Origin of the sequence: Sphingobium sp. LMA1-1-1.1 (genome assembly GCF_040676365.1) — a bacterium.
Taxonomy (GTDB): domain Bacteria; phylum Pseudomonadota; class Alphaproteobacteria; order Sphingomonadales; family Sphingomonadaceae; genus Sphingobium.
This window is the reverse complement of record NZ_JBEGHS010000023.1, coordinates 18,883-34,567: the sequence shown is the minus strand read 5'-3', so window position 1 is coordinate 34,567 and position 15,685 is coordinate 18,883. Positions and strand designations below refer to the sequence as shown.

14 protein-coding genes are annotated in these 15,685 nt (G+C 63.1%); 4 read left to right on the top strand and 10 right to left on the bottom strand.

The features are described 5' to 3' along the window. Nucleotides 1-26 precede the first annotated feature (26 nt). Together MRBLMA1_RS11700 and MRBLMA1_RS11695 are read right to left on the bottom strand one after the other, a co-directional pair. Nucleotides 27-1,784, bottom strand: coding sequence for an amidohydrolase (locus MRBLMA1_RS11700; RefSeq protein ID WP_363737020.1), 1,758 nt, complete (start codon nt 1,782-1,784; stop codon nt 27-29). Continuing rightward, the gene (locus MRBLMA1_RS11695; RefSeq protein WP_363737019.1) at nt 1,781-2,650 is read right to left on the bottom strand and encodes an NAD(P)-dependent oxidoreductase; all 870 of its coding nucleotides are present in this window, start codon (nt 2,648-2,650) and stop codon (nt 1,781-1,783) included. The genes MRBLMA1_RS11700 and MRBLMA1_RS11695 overlap by 4 nt, the downstream gene beginning before the upstream one ends. A gap of 97 nt (nt 2,651-2,747) precedes the next feature. Between MRBLMA1_RS11695 and MRBLMA1_RS11690 the strand changes: the two genes are divergently transcribed. The 3 genes from MRBLMA1_RS11690 to MRBLMA1_RS11680 all read left to right on the top strand — a co-directional run bounded on the left by MRBLMA1_RS11690 (nt 2,748) and on the right by MRBLMA1_RS11680 (nt 7,669). Continuing rightward, the gene (locus MRBLMA1_RS11690; protein ID WP_363737017.1) at nt 2,748-3,995 is read left to right on the top strand and encodes a threonine ammonia-lyase; all 1,248 of its coding nucleotides are present in this window, start codon (nt 2,748-2,750) and stop codon (nt 3,993-3,995) included. A gap of 160 nt (nt 3,996-4,155) precedes the next feature. Continuing rightward, the gene (locus MRBLMA1_RS11685) at nt 4,156-4,974 is read left to right on the top strand and encodes an arginyltransferase (RefSeq protein ID WP_133654106.1); all 819 of its coding nucleotides are present in this window, start codon (nt 4,156-4,158) and stop codon (nt 4,972-4,974) included. A 172-nt stretch (nt 4,975-5,146) separates the two neighbouring features. Then, on the top strand, nt 5,147-7,669 hold the full coding sequence (locus MRBLMA1_RS11680; protein WP_363737016.1) for a sensor domain-containing protein: 2,523 nt from the start codon (nt 5,147-5,149) through the stop codon (nt 7,667-7,669). 78 nt (nt 7,670-7,747) lie between these two features. Here the strand turns inward: MRBLMA1_RS11680 and MRBLMA1_RS11675 are convergent, their stop codons facing one another. The 4 genes from MRBLMA1_RS11675 to MRBLMA1_RS11660 all read right to left on the bottom strand — a co-directional run bounded on the left by MRBLMA1_RS11675 (nt 7,748) and on the right by MRBLMA1_RS11660 (nt 10,305). Next, nucleotides 7,748-8,452, bottom strand: coding sequence for an RcnB family protein (locus MRBLMA1_RS11675; protein ID WP_363737014.1), 705 nt, complete (start codon nt 8,450-8,452; stop codon nt 7,748-7,750). 216 nt (nt 8,453-8,668) lie between these two features. Continuing rightward, the gene (locus MRBLMA1_RS11670) at nt 8,669-9,154 is read right to left on the bottom strand and encodes a GAF domain-containing protein (protein ID WP_363737012.1); all 486 of its coding nucleotides are present in this window, start codon (nt 9,152-9,154) and stop codon (nt 8,669-8,671) included. A gap of 42 nt (nt 9,155-9,196) precedes the next feature. Further along, entirely contained in the window at nt 9,197-9,622 is a 426-nt protein-coding gene (arfB, locus tag MRBLMA1_RS11665; protein ID WP_363737011.1) for an alternative ribosome rescue aminoacyl-tRNA hydrolase ArfB, read from the bottom strand. Nucleotides 9,623-9,627: 5 nt separating this feature from the next. Further along, a complete protein-coding gene (locus MRBLMA1_RS11660; protein ID WP_363737010.1) occupies nt 9,628-10,305 on the bottom strand; it encodes an RluA family pseudouridine synthase in 678 nt (225 codons plus the stop codon). A gap of 68 nt (nt 10,306-10,373) precedes the next feature. Here MRBLMA1_RS11660 and MRBLMA1_RS11655 point away from each other — a divergent pair, with 68 nt between their 5' ends. Continuing rightward, nucleotides 10,374-11,336, top strand: coding sequence for an acyltransferase family protein (locus MRBLMA1_RS11655; RefSeq protein WP_363737008.1), 963 nt, complete (start codon nt 10,374-10,376; stop codon nt 11,334-11,336). Between the two features lie 12 nt (nt 11,337-11,348). Here the strand turns inward: MRBLMA1_RS11655 and MRBLMA1_RS11650 are convergent, their stop codons facing one another. From MRBLMA1_RS11650 to gltX, 4 genes are all read right to left on the bottom strand, one after another. Beyond that, a complete protein-coding gene (locus tag MRBLMA1_RS11650) occupies nt 11,349-12,209 on the bottom strand; it encodes a sigma-70 family RNA polymerase sigma factor (RefSeq protein WP_363737006.1) in 861 nt (286 codons plus the stop codon). Continuing rightward, complete coding sequence (locus tag MRBLMA1_RS11645; protein WP_363737005.1) at nt 12,209-12,664, bottom strand: carboxymuconolactone decarboxylase family protein; 456 nt, start codon at nt 12,662-12,664, stop codon at nt 12,209-12,211. Before MRBLMA1_RS11645 ends, MRBLMA1_RS11650 begins: the two co-directional genes overlap by 1 nt. Nucleotides 12,665-12,847: 183 nt before the next feature. Next, a complete protein-coding gene (locus tag MRBLMA1_RS11640; protein ID WP_133654114.1) occupies nt 12,848-14,134 on the bottom strand; it encodes a citrate synthase in 1,287 nt (428 codons plus the stop codon). A 17-nt stretch (nt 14,135-14,151) separates the two neighbouring features. Further along, a complete protein-coding gene (gene gltX, locus MRBLMA1_RS11635; protein ID WP_363737002.1) occupies nt 14,152-15,606 on the bottom strand; it encodes a glutamate--tRNA ligase in 1,455 nt (484 codons plus the stop codon). Between the last annotated feature and the right edge of the window lie 79 nt (nt 15,607-15,685).

The following is a 15,685-nucleotide window of genomic DNA, read 5'->3' as shown; positions in this document are numbered from 1 at the left end:
CCGGGCGCGCTGTTTGCAACGGCAGGCTACTGCCCCTTCACATAGACCCGCTTGCCGCCGATCCAGGTTTCAAGCACCTGTGTCCCGCGAATTTCGGCCGGACTGGACGTAGAGATATCCCGGTCGATCAGCAGGAAGTCCGCCCGCTGTCCCGGCACCAGACTGCCGAAGCGCTTTTCCGCAAAGCCCGCATAGGCCGCCGTCCTGGTGAACCCGTCCAACGCCGCCTCGAAGCTCACCCGCTGCTCCGGCATCCAGCCGCCCGCTGGCTGGCCCGACGCATCCTCCCGAGTCATGGCGGCGGCGATGCCGGGGAAGGGATTGGGACTTTCCACCGGGACGTCCGACCCGAAGGCAAGCGGCACGCGATTGTCCAGCATCGCTTTCCAGGCATAGGCGCCTTTCAACCGCGCCTCTCCCAGTCGCGCCGTGGCCATGCGCCAGTCGGAGGTCTGATGGATCGGCTGCATCGATGCGACAATGCCATATTGGCCGAAGCGCGGCAGTTCGGCCGGATCGACGATCTGCGCATGTTCGATGCGCCAGCGCCGGTCGCCCTTGTAGGTTTCGCTGAGTTCCTGCACCGCATCCAGCACTTCGCTGTTGGCCGCGTCGCCGATGGCGTGGACTGCGATCTGGAAATTGTCCATCGCCGCCCGGCTCATGATGTTGCGAAGCTGGGTTGACGGGATCATCGGCAGGCCACGCTGCCCCGGCGCATCGGCATAGTCGGCCTTGAGCCAGGCCCCCCGCGATCCGAGCGCGCCATCCAGGATCAGCTTGATCCCGCCCATGCGCAGATGGTCATCATAGAGCCAGGGCGTCGGCTCCGGTCCGGCGATCAGCACCATATTCTCAAGGCCGAGCGCATAGGACATGATCCGTACCCGCAATGCGCCGCGGTCCGCCGAACGGCGAAAGGCCTGCCAGTCGTCGATGCCGGTGCCCATGTCGGCAACGCTGGTGATGCCCTGCCGCAGCAACGCCTGCTGCGCCTTTTCCAGCGCGATGTCGCGGTCCTTGGGCGCCGGGGGAGGCACGACCCGCGTGATCAGGTCCATCGCCTTGTCGACGAACACGCCCGCCGGCTTCCCTGCGGCCATTTCGATCCGCCCGCCGGCGGGCTCCTTGGTCGCGGCGGAGACGGCCGCCGCCTTGATCGCCAGTGAATTGGCCCAGCCCGCATGTCCGTCTATCCGTTCCAGCCAGACCGGAACGTCGCTGACGGCGGCGTCCAGCTCTGCCGCCGTCGGAAAGCGGCCCAGGCCCCAAAGTTCCTGATTCCAGCCCGTGCCGATGATCCATTTCCGGCCGCTATTGGCGGCGGCATAGGCCCTGATCTTCGCCTGCGCCTCCGCGAGTGATTTCATGTCTGACAAGTCCAGGGTGATCAGCGACAGGCCGTAACCCATCACATGCCCATGCGCGTCGATCAGGCCGGGGATCAGCGTCTTCCCGCCGGCATCCAGCTTGAAGTCGGGACGACTGGGCTGGGGCTGCTCCGGCTCGTTCTTCTTCCGCTTCCGGGGGCGCGGCTGCTCCGGTTCCTGATAGCGGTCGGGCAGCAGCTTATCCACCTTGCCCTCATCGTCGATGGTAAGCGCCCTGAAGCGGACGACATGGCCATTGGCATCCAGCGCGATGCCGTTGACATTGTCGATGATGCCGGAGGCCAGGGCAGGGAAGGGCAGGGCCAGGGCAACAGCGATAGCGATGCCGGGTCGCTTGGCGCCGGGTCGTTTTTTTCTGGGGGCAGGCGCAGAGCCGGCAACGTTGCCGGTCATGCCCGCGTGATCCGCCGCACGAGCGCGCTGGTGTCCTGACGATGGCCGCCCATCGCCTGCACATCAGCGTAGAATTGGTCAATCAGCGCGGTCACCGGCAGGGTGGCGCCATTGGCCCGCGCTTCCTCCAGCGCCAGCCCCAGATCCTTGCGCATCCAATCCACTGCAAAGCCGAAATCGAAACTGTCCGCCGCCATCGTCTTCCAATGCTTGTCCATCTGCCAGCTTTGCGCCGCCCCGCCGGAAATCGCTTCGAACAGCTTGTCCAAGTCGAGTTCCGCCGCCTGCGCGAACCGCAGCGCCTCGGCCAGGCCCTGCACAACGCCGGCAATGCAGATCTGGTTCACCATCTTGGCGGTCTGCCCGGCGCCCGCGCGCCCGACATGGACGATGCGGGTGGTATAGGCCTGCATCACGATCTTCGCCGCAGCCACTGCCGGCTCGCTGCCGCCGCACATGATGGCCAGGCGGCCGCTTTCGGCCCCCGCCTGGCCGCCCGTGACCGGTGCATCGACGCAATGCAGCCCCCGGCTCTCCCCCTCCACGAATAATTGCCGGGCGATCCGTGCCGAAACCGTCGTATGATCGATGAACAGGCCGCCCGGCTTCATGGAACGAAAGGCGCCATCCCGGCCCAGGGTGATCTGGCTAAGATCATCATCGGTGCCGACGCAGCTGATGACGATCTCCGCATCCTCGGCCGCCTTGGCTGGGTTGATCGCGACCGCCCCGCCAAAGGCCTCGGCCCAGCGCTTCGCCTTGCCGATGGAACGGTTATAGACAGTGAGCTCATGCCCCGCCTTCGCCAGATGCCCAGCAATCGGGCCGCCCATGACGCCCAGGCCGATAAACGCGATTTTAGCCATATGCCTCGATCAATTGTATGCGCGCCCGCAAGCCATAAGCAGAGTTTTCGGTCAGTGCCAGTTCCTTCCGAAGCAATTTTAAGCTAGGTGGCGCGCCATGAACACGCTGACCAAGATCGAGAACGCCGTGCCGCTGCCCATTTCCGTCGACGACATCCTCGCGGCGCGGGTGCGAATTTCCGGTTCCGTCGTGCACACGCCGACGTTGATCAGCCAGACGCTGTCGGCCATGTTCGGCTGCAAGGTGTATCTGAAGTTCGAAAATCTCCAGTTCACCGCCGCCTATAAGGAACGGGGCGCGCTCAACCGGCTGCTGCAGTTGGACGAGGCGGCGAAGAAGAAGGGCGTGATTGCTGCCTCTGCGGGTAATCATGCGCAGGGTCTTGCCTATCATGGCAAGCGGCTGGGCGTGCCGGTCACCATCGTCATGCCCAACACGACGCCCACGGTGAAGGTCACGCAGACGCAGGGTCATGGCGCTACGGTCGTCCAATTTGGCGAGAAGTTCGATGATGCCTATGCCCATGCCCGGCTGCTTGAGGTGGAGCAGGGCCTGACCTTCATCCATCCCTTCGACGAGCCGGACATCATGGCCGGACAGGGGACGGTCGCGCTGGAAATGCTGGAAGATGTGCCGGAGATTGACACGCTGATCGTGCCCATCGGCGGCGGCGGCCTGTTTTCAGGCGTGGCGACGGCGGCCAAGGCGATGAAGGCGGATATCAGGATCTATGGTGTGCAGGCGGAACTTTATCCGTCGATGTACGACCATATCAAGGGTGCGAACCTGCCCTGCGACGGCGATACGCTGGCGGAGGGCATTGCCGTCAAGGAACCGGGCGAACTCACGCGCCGCTTCGTCGAGCGGCTGGCTGATGACGTCCTGCTGGTGAGTGAGCGCCATTTGGAGGAAGCCGTCAGCCTGCTGCTGCAGATCGAGAAGACGGTGGTGGAGGGTGCGGGCGCCGCTGGTCTCGCGGCGCTGCTGACCCACAAGGAGTTGTTCGCGGGGCGCAGCGTCGGGCTGATCCTGACCGGGGGCAATATCGACACGCGACTGCTGGCCAATGTGCTGCTGCGCGATCTGGCGCGGTCGGGGCGGCTGGCGCGGCTGCGCATCATCCTTCAGGATCGGCCGGGCGCATTGTTCCATGTGGCGCGCATCTTCGATCAGGAAGCGGTCAATATTCTCGAACTGTCGCACCAGCGGATCTTCACCAATCTGCCGGCCAAGGGACTCAGTCTGGACGTGGAATGCGAGACGCGGGATGGCGCCCATCTGGAACGCCTGATCGCGGCCCTGCGCGAAGTGGGCTATGAGGTCGCGCCAATCGAGGTCGCCTGACGTCCGACATCGGCCATTTCCGGGCCATCCCGTGGAGCCTCTGCCTCTTATCTGCCGCTTAACCAATTTTCGTGGTAAATAAACTTTTCACAGCGGCCCGCGAACGGCATAGTCGCCTCATGAATCAGGGGTCGGGCAACGCTGTGGGGGAGATGCGGTTGTGAGTGCGCCTTTCCGCTTTCCGCGTTTTTTCGTCACCAATCCCAGTCCCTGTCCCTATCTGCCCGGCAAAAACGAGCGGAAGGTATTTACCGAACTGAACGGCGACAATGCGTCCGAACTGAACGACGCCCTTGGCAGGATCGGTTTCCGCCGCAGCCAGAACGTTGCTTATCGCCCCAGTTGCGCGGATTGTTCCGCCTGCGTATCGGTACGTGTGGTCGCTGGCGAATTCGAACCCAACGCTACCCAGCGCAAGTTGCTGCGGCGGAATGAAGACCTGGTCATCACGGCTTGCAAGCCGTGGTCGACAGAGGAGCAGTTCGAATTGCTTCAGCGCTATTTGCGTGCCCGCCATCCTGGCGGCGGCATGACCGAAATGGACGAGATGGATTTCGCGGACATGGTCGAACAGACCCCGGTCGAAAGCCATGTCATCGAATATCGCGAGCCTGGAAAAAATGGTCGACCCGGCAAGCTGATCGGCGCCTGCCTCACCGATCGGCAGGGTGACGGTCTCTCCATGATCTACAGCTTCTTCGATACGGAACTGGAGCATCGCAAGGGGCTGGGCAATTTCATCATCATGGACCATATCCTGCGTGCGGCCAAGGCCGGCCTGCCCTATGTCTATCTGGGATATTGGGTCGAAGGATCGCAGCGGATGCAGTACAAGATCCGCTATCGCCCGCTGGAACGGTTGAGCCGCAACGGCTGGACCCGTTTCGATCCGGAGCAGCAGGTGCAGGCAACCCGGCAGGCAGAGAGCCGGGACGAACCGGCCTTGCCTCGCGAACTGGCGGCGATCTTCCGCAAATAAGGCCGCGTCGATTCCGCCTTGGATCATAAGGGCGGGTTGCGCCCTTCTCTGATCGGCGGAGGGTCATGCCATTGTGGATCATCATGCGTTACGGCGTTGGAAAGCTTATTTAACTTTTTCCGGTACTGATCGCTGATGGATTGCGGAAATGGCGATGGGTCAGGATCGGTAGATGGACCGTTTTGCTGATCGCAGATTTGGCGAATTCGCTTCTGAACTGGCTCCGAACGGGCTGGAATGGGAGGGATTTCACTATCGTAATGAACTCCTGTTCTCGCCGGTCTTTGGGCGCGTCTCGCCGCCGCTGATTCGGTGGATTGCTGACTGTCGCGGACGCATATTGTCCCGGGAGATCATGTCGAACCTCTTCGCCCGCCATTTTTCCTGCGACATCATGGGCAAGGGCTGGCGCGCCATATTGGCCAAGGCCGACTGGCGGGCCTTGGCGGAAGCGGCCAACCGCTCCGTGCAGCCCGATCCTGTCCTGGTGCGGATGCACACCCGTATCGGCGAGACGCGATCGGGCCTCGTGCGCATGACGTTGGTCCAGGAACCTGACGAAGCGCCGCTCTGGTACGGAACGATCGAGGATGTGGACGAGCGTTACGACGGTGAACGGCGGGCGCTCGCGGATGCGTTGGCGGAAAGCCGCCAGCATTACCGCTGGTCGGTCGAGCTAAGTCCGCAGGTCCCCTGGACCGCAACGGTCACGGGCGAGATCGATGAGGTTGGACCCCGCTGGCAGGAACTGACCGGGATGCCGCCGGAGCATGCACGGGGCCGGGGGTGGATCGACTCGCTGCATCCGGACGATGTCGAGCGGACATTGGCCGTCTGGACCGAAAGACTGCATACTGGCGATCCCCTCGACGTGGACTATCGGCTGCGCCTGAGCGACGGAAGTTATCGCTGGATGCGGGCGCGCGCTTCGGCGCGGCGCGACGCGAAGGGCAGGGTCGTGCGCTGGTACGGCACGCTGGAAGATATTCACGCGCAGAAAATGGCGCAGCGCGAACTGGCCGACAGCGAGGAGCGATTCCGCCTGGCGGTGCAGTCGGCGCGTCTTGGCATATGGGATTTCGACGCCGTCGCCGGGACGCGGACTTGGTCGCGGGAATTCCGGACGATGCTTGGCCTGTCCGACACTGAGCCGGCGACGAGTGAACTCGCATTGCGGCTGGTCCATCCGGAGGATCGTCCGCGCCTTGCCGCGATGCTGGACGCAGTTGCGAGCGAGCACATGCCGCCCCATTTCGAAGCCACGTTAAGGGTGCACAGGGCAGATACCGGCGCCCTGCGATGGATCAAGAGCGTCGGATGGAGCAGTTTTTCGGATTGTGGAAAGCCGCTGCGCGTCATCGTCACGTTTCAGGACGTGACGGAGGAACGGAATAGCGAGGAACGCATACGCTGGGCCGCCACCCATGATCCCATGACGCACATGCCCAATCGGGCGCTGTGGCAGACGACATTGGAGGAAATGACCGAGCAGGCGCGCCGGACAGGCGAGAGCTTCGGTCTGATCCTGGTCGATATCGACGATCTGAAGCGGACCAACGACACGCTCGGCCATGACGCGGGCGACGCGCTTCTCTGCGGCTTTGCGCAACGCTTTGCCGCCTGTGCGCCGGCCGATGCGATGATCGGGCGGCTGGGCGGTGACGAGTTTGGCATGATCGCACCCTCCCTTGCCAGCAGCGCGGCCCTTTCTGACTGGAGCGTCGAATTGCTGGGTGGGGTGCGGGCGCCCTATGTCCATAATGGCCGATCGCTCGACTATGGGATCAGCATGGGTGGCGCGGTGTTCGGCGAACATGGCGATGATGCGACGGAGTTGCTGAAGGCGGCGGACCTGGCGCTCTATGCCTCCAAATCCTCTGGGCGGGGGCGGCTGACGCTGTTCCAGTCGCAACTGCGTGCTGACGCGCAGCACCGCAGCTCGATGATCCATATGGCCCGCCAGGCGTTGGTGGACGATCTTGTCGTCCCTTATTATCAGCCAAAGGTGGATATGCGGACCGGCCGCGTTCTGGGGTATGAGGCGCTGCTCCGCTGGCGGCACCCTCGTACCGGCGTACATGCGCCCGACACGATCGCCGCGGCCTTCGACAATACGGAACTGGCTGTCGAGCTTACGGAAAAGATGCTGGCGAAGGTCGTTCGCGACGTCGACCGGTGGCGCCGGGCCGGCCAGGATCCTGGTCGGGTAGCCATTAATGCGTCCGCCGCCGATTTCATGCAGCATGATTTTGCGGACTATGTCCTCGCCCATCTGGCACGCTGCGCGATCCCACCGCAGCGATTCGAGATAGAGGTGACGGAGACGGTTTTCCTGGGCCGCGGCGCCGAGCAGGTGGAGCGGGCACTGCATCGCCTGTCCTTGGCGGGCGTGCGGATCGCGCTGGACGATTTCGGCACTGGCTACGCATCGCTCAGTCATTTGAAGCAATATCCGGTCGACGTGCTCAAGATCGACCGCAGCTTCATCAGCAACATCGAACAGGATCCAGGCGACGCCGTCATCGTCGACGCCATCGTGAAATTGGGCAGCAGCCTTGGCATGGAGGTGGTGGCCGAAGGCGTGGAAACCGTCGGCCAGGTCGAAATGCTGATCGCGCGCGGCTGCACAATCGGTCAGGGCTATCTGATGGGAAGGCCCCGGCCCTGGGCAGCGATCCGATCCCGCGCTGCTTAGCGGTTTCCAGGCGATCGAAGCCCGCTCTGGTTCAGCTGTGGGCCGCGCCCTCCGCTTCGAAAAGCTGTTGATGCGCTCTTACCGCACTCTGCGCTTTCTCACCGGAACTTCGGTCACATAGGTCCGGGTGGTAGTGACGGCAGGCTGGACAACGACCGTGGTGGTCGTGGTGCCGGGATAATAATAGCCACCGGAAATGAAACCTGGCGTCTGCGTCGTGGTCACAACGGGTTCCCCCGGCGCGGTACGCCGCTTCATCCGGTCCGTACCCGCATAAGGCGGCGGGCTGAAATCCACGCCCGGTCCACCGTGGACCTGTCCCTCGAAGCGGCCTTCATAATCGCCGCTGAAGGTTTTTCCGTCCTTGTCACGCCATGTACCGCTCCAGCGTCCTTCATAGTCCATCGGCGGCAGGGGTGCGCCATCCCGCGCTGTAACCTCGTCATCATAGCGCAGGCCCGGCGGTGGCGGCGCATCGCCCGCCTCCCATGCGACGCCGTTGCGATAGTCGTGCACCCGGCCGTCCCGGTCCGTCATCACCGCGTCATCATAATAGCGTGACCAGCCATAGCCGCTGGCCGGCACCGGCAAGCCGTAAGCGCCATAGTTGCGGATCTGATAGGCCGGGCTGATCCAGTAACGCGGCAGGACATAGCCCATCACCGGCCGACGATAGGCTGCCCAGCCGCCCGGCGCGTACCAACCGGCATACCAGCGGCCTTGATAACGCGGTCCCCAGCGGTGAACTGCGGTCCCTGCATGCACTGCCGACCGGGAAACCATGCTTCCACCCCTGACCGGGCCATTAGCGGACGCTGGCGTCGTCAACCCGATCGCCAGAAAGGTCCCGGCCAGGATGAAGCTCCGGATATGCATGCTCGAATCCCCGTTTTCGGCTGATATTTAAGGATTTGTTTAGCATGATGCGAAGTCGCCGACCAAGCGTCGGCATTCTGATGCCTGTCCCGAAAAGGGGCAGTAAATCCGGAAGGGTTGATCCTAGGCTAGACGCGCCGCGATCCGTTCGACCAGTGTTTCCAGTCCCTCTTGGTCGGTCCTGTCGAAGCGCGCAGGCAGCGGACTGTCGAGGTCGAGTACAGCGACGACCCTGCCTTCGATGATCACCGGCACCACGACTTCCGAAGCGCTGGCGGCATCGCAGGCTATGTGGCCCGGAAAAGCGTGCACGTCCTCGACCAGTTGCGTCTCGCCGCTGGCGGCCGCCGCGCCGCAGACGCCCTTGCCCAGTGGAATGCGAATGCAGGCCGTCTTGCCCTGGAAGGGGCCGAGGACCAGCTCGTCTTCTGCCATCCGGTAAAAGCCTGCCCAATTGAGGTCGGGCAGGAACTGCCAGATCAGTGCCGCGACATTGGCCATATTGGCGATGGCATCGGGTTCCCCTGCCGTCAGCGCATCGGCTGCGGAGAGCAGGTCATCGTAGAGCGTGGCTTTGTCGGCGTTGGCCGCGGGAGAAAAATCGAACATGGCCTTTCATATAGGGGACGCCGCATGTACAGGCCAGACCGGCTAATCCAACCGCACCTTGCCACGTCCGGCCTTGACCGAGCTGCGCGCTTTCTTCGCATCGACGCGACGCGCCTTGGCGGCTTTGCCGGGTTTTGTCGCCTTGCGCGCCTTGGGCACGACCGTGGCCTCCCGGACGAGTTCGATCAGGCGAGCCAACACTTCCTGCCGGTTCAAAAGCTGCGATCGCGAGCCTTCGGAACGGAGGATCAGCACCCCGTCCGCCGTCATCCTTCGTCCGGCGATCGCCGCCAGCCGGTACTTGACCGCATCGGGCAGCGACGGGCTGTTCGCCACGTCGAAGCGCAGTTGCACCGCGCTGTCTGTCGTGTTGACGTGCTGGCCACCCGCGCCTGTCGATCGGACGAAGCTCTCCGACAGTTCATCGCTGTCGATGGAGATCGACCGGGTGACGGGAATGCGCGGCAAGAGGCCTAGAGCCCGGCCTGTTCGAGCAGTTCCTGCCCGAATCCCGCCGCCACGAAGGTGGGAGGCAAGGGGGCGCTTGCTTCAGCAGGCGGCTTCTCTCCGCGCGGGATGCTGAGGAAACGGCTGTGCAGCAACATCGGGCCTTCCCCCGATCCATAGACGGGGTCGCCCGCTATGCCGAAGCCCAGGCCGTGCAACGCATGGGTACGGATCTGATGGGTCCGGCCTGTGCGGGGAGTAAAGACGATCAGCGCACGGCCATCTTTCTCTGCGATCTTGCGCCATTCGGTGAGCGCTGTCTTGCCCGCCTTTGCCGGGATCATTCGCCAGCCCTGAGTGGCTGTGCTGATCTTCTTGAGCGACAGTTCGATGGTGCCGCTGTCCTCCGCGGGAACGCCGTCGACCACCGCGACATAGCGCTTTGCGACCGTTCCGGCTTCGAAAGCTGCGGCAAAACGTTTGTGCGCCTTGGGATTGCGGGCAAGCAGCAGGCAGCCGCTGGTGTCGCGGTCCAGCCGGTGAACCGGCCGCGGCCAGCGTTGAAAGCCGAAGGTCAGCGAGGAAAGATGGTTTTCCAGCGAAAGAGATCCGTCACGCGGCGCATCGACCGGCAGGCCCGCCGGCTTGTCGAGGATGATGGCCTCGCCATCGATGAACAGGACTCGGTCATGAAGCAGGGACAAGAGGCGTTTTTCCGTGAATGAAGGCTGGCGATTGACGCGCGTGCCGCTTCCTATAGGGCGTGGAAGGGATGGAGAACAGGGGGCATGAGGCGCATCCGCCGGCGGGAGGGCGGCTGGAATGGATCGATGTCGCGCGCGGCATCGGGATCGTCGCCGTGGTGGTTGGGCATGTGTGGACGCGCGGCGGGCTGCGCGATGCCATGTATAGCTTTCACATGCCGCTGTTCTTCCTGCTTTCCGGCCTGCTTTCGCGGCCGCAGCCGGCGGGACGCTTCACCCGTCGCCAGCTTCTTTCCCAGATGCGGCCTTATGCGGCTTTCCTCATCCTGTTGATCCTGGCGGACCAGTTCATCGAAAGGATGAAGGGAGGCAGGCCGATCTTCCATGACTGGCCGTTGGACCTGGTGCCGATCCTGCTGGGCGGGTCGTGGTTGCGGGGGCCGTTCACGATCTTCTGGTTCGTGCCCTGCCTGGTGCTGGCGCGTATCCTGTTCAATATGGCGCTCGTCCGCTGGCCCGATCAGCTTGATCGGCGCTGGGCGTTGCTGATGCTGCCGGTGCTGCTGATCGCCTATGGCGCGGGCCGGCTCACCACCCTGTCGCCGATGGGCGTGTTGACCGTGCCCATGGCGCTGGTCCTGCTCTGGCTAGGGGCGGCATGGCAGCTTGTACGCTGGCGAAGCTGGATGCTTCCGTTGCTGGTGCCGCTATCGCTCGCCGGACTGATGACACTGATCCCGACGCTCAACATGAAGGCGGCTGATTATGGCTGGCCCTTTTTGTCCCTTGGCTCGGCCATGGCCACCAGCCTGCTGCTGTTCCGTCTTTCGGTGCGGATCGCGCCCTTTTCCGGTTGGATCGCTGCGATCGGCCGCGCATCGCTGGTCATCATGTATCTCCACGTCGCGGTGATCCACTATCTCTCGCCCTATGTGGCCAAGCCTTGGCTGCTGATGCAGGCGCTGCTGTTGCCGCTGGGCGCCTATTATCTGATCCGGTCCGTTCCCACCGCGCGACGCATTTTTCTTTAGGCTCAAGCCCATTCAGTGCAGGTGGCGCAGCTTGTCGGGATTGCGCATCACATAGATGCCAGTGATGTGCCCGTCCTGGATGTCGAGTGCCGTGGTCTGGAATTCGCCGTCCGCCTCCCGAGTGACGAAACCGGGAAGGCCGTTGATCAGGCCCACATGCACCAGCGTCGATCCATATTTGCCGAACAGCACGGCCAGCGCCTTGTGAACCTGCATCACCTGGCCGAAACCCAGCACGGGAACTATCGCCGCGGGACGCTTGCCGCCGCCGTCGCTGTGCAGGCTGACATCCTGGGCAAGCATGGCACCCAGCGCCGTCATGTCGCCACTTCGCGAGGCGGCGAAGAAGGCGCCGGCGATCTCCAGCCCGCGCTGCCTTTCCACCTTGTAACGGGGCCTCGCCTCTCGCACATGGGTGCGTGCCCGGGCCGCCAGTTGGCGGCAGGCCGCCGCGTCGCGCTCGACCGTTGCGGCGATTTCCTCAAAGCAGACGCCGAAAACGTCATGGAGCAGGAAAGCAGCCCGCTCCAGCGGCGACAATCGTTCCAGGGCCAACATCAGCGGCAGCGTGACATCCTCTTCTTCCTCGGCCTCTTCCACCAACGGATCGGGCAGCCAGGGGCCAATATAGGTTTCACGCCTGTGCCGAGCAGATTTGAGCTGGTCCAGGCACAGCCGCGTGACCGTGCGGCGCAGGAACGCCTCCGGCTCGCGCACTGCCTCCCGGTCCGCGCTCATCCAACGGATGAAGGCCTCCTGCACCACATCCTCGGCATCCGACACCGAACCCAGCATGCGATAGGCGACGCGGACAAGTCGGGGACGCAGCGGATCGAAGCTCTCCGCCGCGTCCCCGTGCATCCCCGGCGCCATCACGCGGCCGCCTTGGCCGGTGTATCGTACCAGAGGCCGAAACCCACTGCGATGCGGTTCCAGCCGTTGATGATGTTGATCATCAGGGTCAGTTTCACCTGCTCCTCCTCCGAAAATTCGGCTGCCAGGGCCTTGTGGGCCGCTTCATGGCTGTGCCCTTCGGAGAGGCGCGTCAAGGCCTCGGTCCATTCCAATGCGGCACGTTCGCGTGCCGTATAGCAAGGCGCCTCGCGCCAGGCGGAGAGCAGATAGATGCGCTGTTCGCTTTCGCCCTGCGAGCGGGCATCGGCGGTGTGCATGTTGAGGCAGTTGGCGCACTGGTTGATCTGCGACGCGCGGATCTTCACCAGTTCGGTGAGGCTGGGCTCAAGGCTGTCGTTAATGGCGTTGGAGGTCGCAAACCAGCTCTTCATAAGCTGGGGCGCGGCGGCAAAGGGATCTAGCTTGGCAGTCATGTCGGCACCTTTCTTTCTGGATTGTGCCTGTATGACGAGCCAGCTCCGGCTGGTGTGACATGGATGCGGAAAAAAACAGCTGATCACCGGGGCGACAGTCGCGTGCCTTTGGGGCTTCTGCTCAGACGAAAACGGCGCCCGCGGGGCGCCGTTTCCATATCCATATCCTGTCGAGGGTGGCGCTCAGCGCTTTTCGACGGGGACATAATCCCGCTGCGTCGGACCAGTGTAAAGCTGGCGCGGACGGCCGATCTTCTGCGCGGGATCGGAAATCATCTCGTTCCACTGCGCGACCCAGCCGACAGTGCGGGCAAGGGCGAAAAGCACGGTGAACATTTCGGTCGGGAAACCAATGGCCGAAAGGATCACGCCCGAATAGAAATCGACGTTGGGATAGAGCTTCTTTTCGATGAAATAAGGATCGTTGAGCGCGATATGCTCCAGTTCCTTGGCCACGTCGAAGATCGGATCGTCGACCCCCAGCTTGGCGAGAACCTCCTTTGCGGTCTTCTGCATCACCGTCGCGCGCGGATCGTAATTCTTGTAGACCCGGTGACCAAAGCCCATCAGGCGGAACGGATCGTCCTTGTTCTTGGCGCGGGCGATATATTCCGGAATGCGGTCCACAGTGCCGATCTCGCGCAGCATGTTGAGAGCGGCCTCGTTCGCACCGCCATGCGCCGGGCCCCACAGGCAGGCGATGCCGGCCGCGATGCATGCGAAGGGGTTGGCGCCCGACGAACCGGCGAGACGCACGGTCGATGTCGACGCATTCTGTTCATGATCGGCGTGCAGCGTGAAGATCTTGTCCATCGCGTCGACGACGACCGGATCGATCACATATTCTTCCGCCGGGACCGAGAAGGTCATGTTGAGGAAGTTGGCGGTGTAGCTGAGGTCGTTGCGCGGATAGACGAAGGGCTGACCAACCGAATATTTATAGGCCATGGCCGCGATCGTCGGCATCTTGGCGATCAGGCGATGGCTCGCGATCTTGCGCTGTTCCGGATCGTTGATGTCCGTCGAATCGTGGTAGAAGGCCGACAGCGCACCCACCACGCCGCACATGATCGCCATGGGGTGCGCATCGCGGCGGAAACCGCGGTAGAAGGTGGTGAGCTGTTCATGCACCATTGTGTGGCGTGTGATGGTGCGGGTGAAATCCTCCAGCGTCTTCTTCGACGGCAGTTCGCCGTTGAGCAGGAGGTAGGACACTTCCATGAAGCTCGACTGTTCGGCGAGCTGATCGATCGGATAGCCGCGATGGAGCAGCACGCCGGCATCGCCGTCAATATAGGTCAGCCCTGAATCGCAGCTCGCGGTCGAGGTGAAGCCGGGATCATAGGTGAACATGCCGGTGTTGGCGTAGAGCTTGCGAACGTCGATCACCTGCGGTCCGACCGTGCCGTTCAGAATGGCATAGTCCTTTGCATCGCCGCCGACGCTCAAAGTGGCATTGTTATCCGACATGGTGTTCTCCTGATACTTCAATTGGCCGATGCGTGCCTTGCAGCGGCCAATCGTTCCAAGCTCTCCGCCTTTCCCAGAAGGAAAAGGACGTCGAAAATTCCCGGCGAAACCGTGCGACCGGTCAGCGCCGCGCGCAAAGGCTGCGCGACCTTTCCAAGCCCGAGGCCGGCATCCTCTGCCACGCGGCGAACGGCTTCTTCGATCGCTTCGACCGTCCAGGACTGGACGGGTGCAAGAGCGTCGGCTGTCTGTCCCAGCAGCACGCGCGCAGAATCGTCTAGCAGAGCAAGAGCCTTCTCGTCAAAATCCAGCGGGCCATTCTTGAACAGGAACTCGGCGCCTTCGGCAATTTCGTTAAGCGTCCTGGCACGCGGCTTGAGCGCGGGCATGGCCTCTGTGAGCAGCTTCTCTCCGCTCTCGGGCAGAGCCATGTTCAGCCTCGCCGCGACCCTGGGAGCAACCAGCGCGGCAAGGCGCGCATCGTCCGCCTCACGCAGATAATGGCCGTTCAGATTTTCGAGCTTCTTGATGTCGAAGCGAGAGGGCGAGCGGCCGACGCCTGTGATATCAAAGAGTTCCACGGCGCGTTGGCGGGAGATGATCTCCTCGTCGCCATGGCCCCAGCCCAGCCTCAACAGATAGTTGAGCACCGCCTCGGGGAGCATTCCCATCTCGTCGCGATAGGCGTCGACGCCCAGCGCACCATGTCGCTTCGACAGCTTTGCGCCGTCGGAACCGTGGATCAGCGGGATATGGGCGTAGACGGGTTCTTCCCAATTCATCGCCTTTATGATGCCTAGCTGGCGGAATGCATTGTTGAGGTGATCGTCGCCGCGAATGACGTGGGTGACGCCCATATCATGATCGTCGACCACGACGGCCAGCATATAGGTGGGCGTCCCGTCCGACCGTAGCAGGATCATGTCGTCCAGTTCCGCATTCTGTACGACGACGCGGCCCTGCACGGCATCCTCGATCACCGTCTCGCCTTCGCGGGGCGCCTTCAGGCGGATGACGAAGGGCGCACCTTCGGGCGCTTCCGAAGGATCGCGGTCACGCCAGCGCCCGTCATAGCGCATCGGCTGCCTGGCGGCACGCTGCTGTTCGCGCAGCTCGGCCAATTCCTCGGCCGTCGCATAGCAGCGATAGGCATGGCCTGCCGCAAGCATCTGGTTCGCCACTTCGGCATGGCGCGGCGCGCGTTCGAATTGGAAGACTGCTGGTTCATCCCCGCTCAGGCCGAGCCATTCCAGGCCATCGAAGATCGCGGCGACCGCTTCCTCCGTCGAACGGGTCCGGTCGGTATCCTCTATCCGCAGCAGGAACTTGCCGCCGTGGTGGCGGGCGAACAGCCAGTTGAACAGCGCGGTGCGCGCGCCGCCAATGTGAAGAAAACCTGTGGGCGAAGGCGCAAAACGGGTTACTACCTGCTTGTTCAATCCCGTAGCACTCACCGCTTCATTCCCTGACATTTGCCCAGATATCCACCCGACCTATCCATGATCGCGACGCCCCCTAGCATGGCTTTCGAGCCACGACAAACCTCCGTTG

Excerpts from the sequence above, each read along its gene's own strand:
- MRBLMA1_RS11700 (WP_363737020.1), bottom strand. The coding sequence starts at position 1,784 with ATGACCGGCAACGTTGCCGGCTCTGCGCCTGCCCCCAGAAAAAAACGA.
- MRBLMA1_RS11695 (WP_363737019.1), bottom strand. The coding sequence starts at position 2,650 with ATGGCTAAAATCGCGTTTATCGGCCTGGGCGTCATGGGCGGCCCGATT.
- MRBLMA1_RS11690 (WP_363737017.1), top strand. The coding sequence starts at position 2,748 with ATGAACACGCTGACCAAGATCGAGAACGCCGTGCCGCTGCCCATTTCC.
- MRBLMA1_RS11680 (WP_363737016.1), top strand. The coding sequence starts at position 5,147 with ATGGACCGTTTTGCTGATCGCAGATTTGGCGAATTCGCTTCTGAACTG.
- MRBLMA1_RS11675 (WP_363737014.1), bottom strand. The coding sequence starts at position 8,452 with ATGGTTTCCCGGTCGGCAGTGCATGCAGGGACCGCAGTTCACCGCTGG.
- MRBLMA1_RS11670 (WP_363737012.1), bottom strand. The coding sequence starts at position 9,154 with ATGTTCGATTTTTCTCCCGCGGCCAACGCCGACAAAGCCACGCTCTAC.
- MRBLMA1_RS11655 (WP_363737008.1), top strand. The coding sequence starts at position 10,374 with ATGGAGAACAGGGGGCATGAGGCGCATCCGCCGGCGGGAGGGCGGCTG.
- MRBLMA1_RS11650 (WP_363737006.1), bottom strand. The coding sequence starts at position 12,209 with ATGGCGCCGGGGATGCACGGGGACGCGGCGGAGAGCTTCGATCCGCTG.
- MRBLMA1_RS11645 (WP_363737005.1), bottom strand. The coding sequence starts at position 12,664 with ATGACTGCCAAGCTAGATCCCTTTGCCGCCGCGCCCCAGCTTATGAAG.
- MRBLMA1_RS11640 (WP_133654114.1), bottom strand. The coding sequence starts at position 14,134 with ATGTCGGATAACAATGCCACTTTGAGCGTCGGCGGCGATGCAAAGGAC.
- gltX (WP_363737002.1), bottom strand. The coding sequence starts at position 15,606 with ATGTCAGGGAATGAAGCGGTGAGTGCTACGGGATTGAACAAGCAGGTA.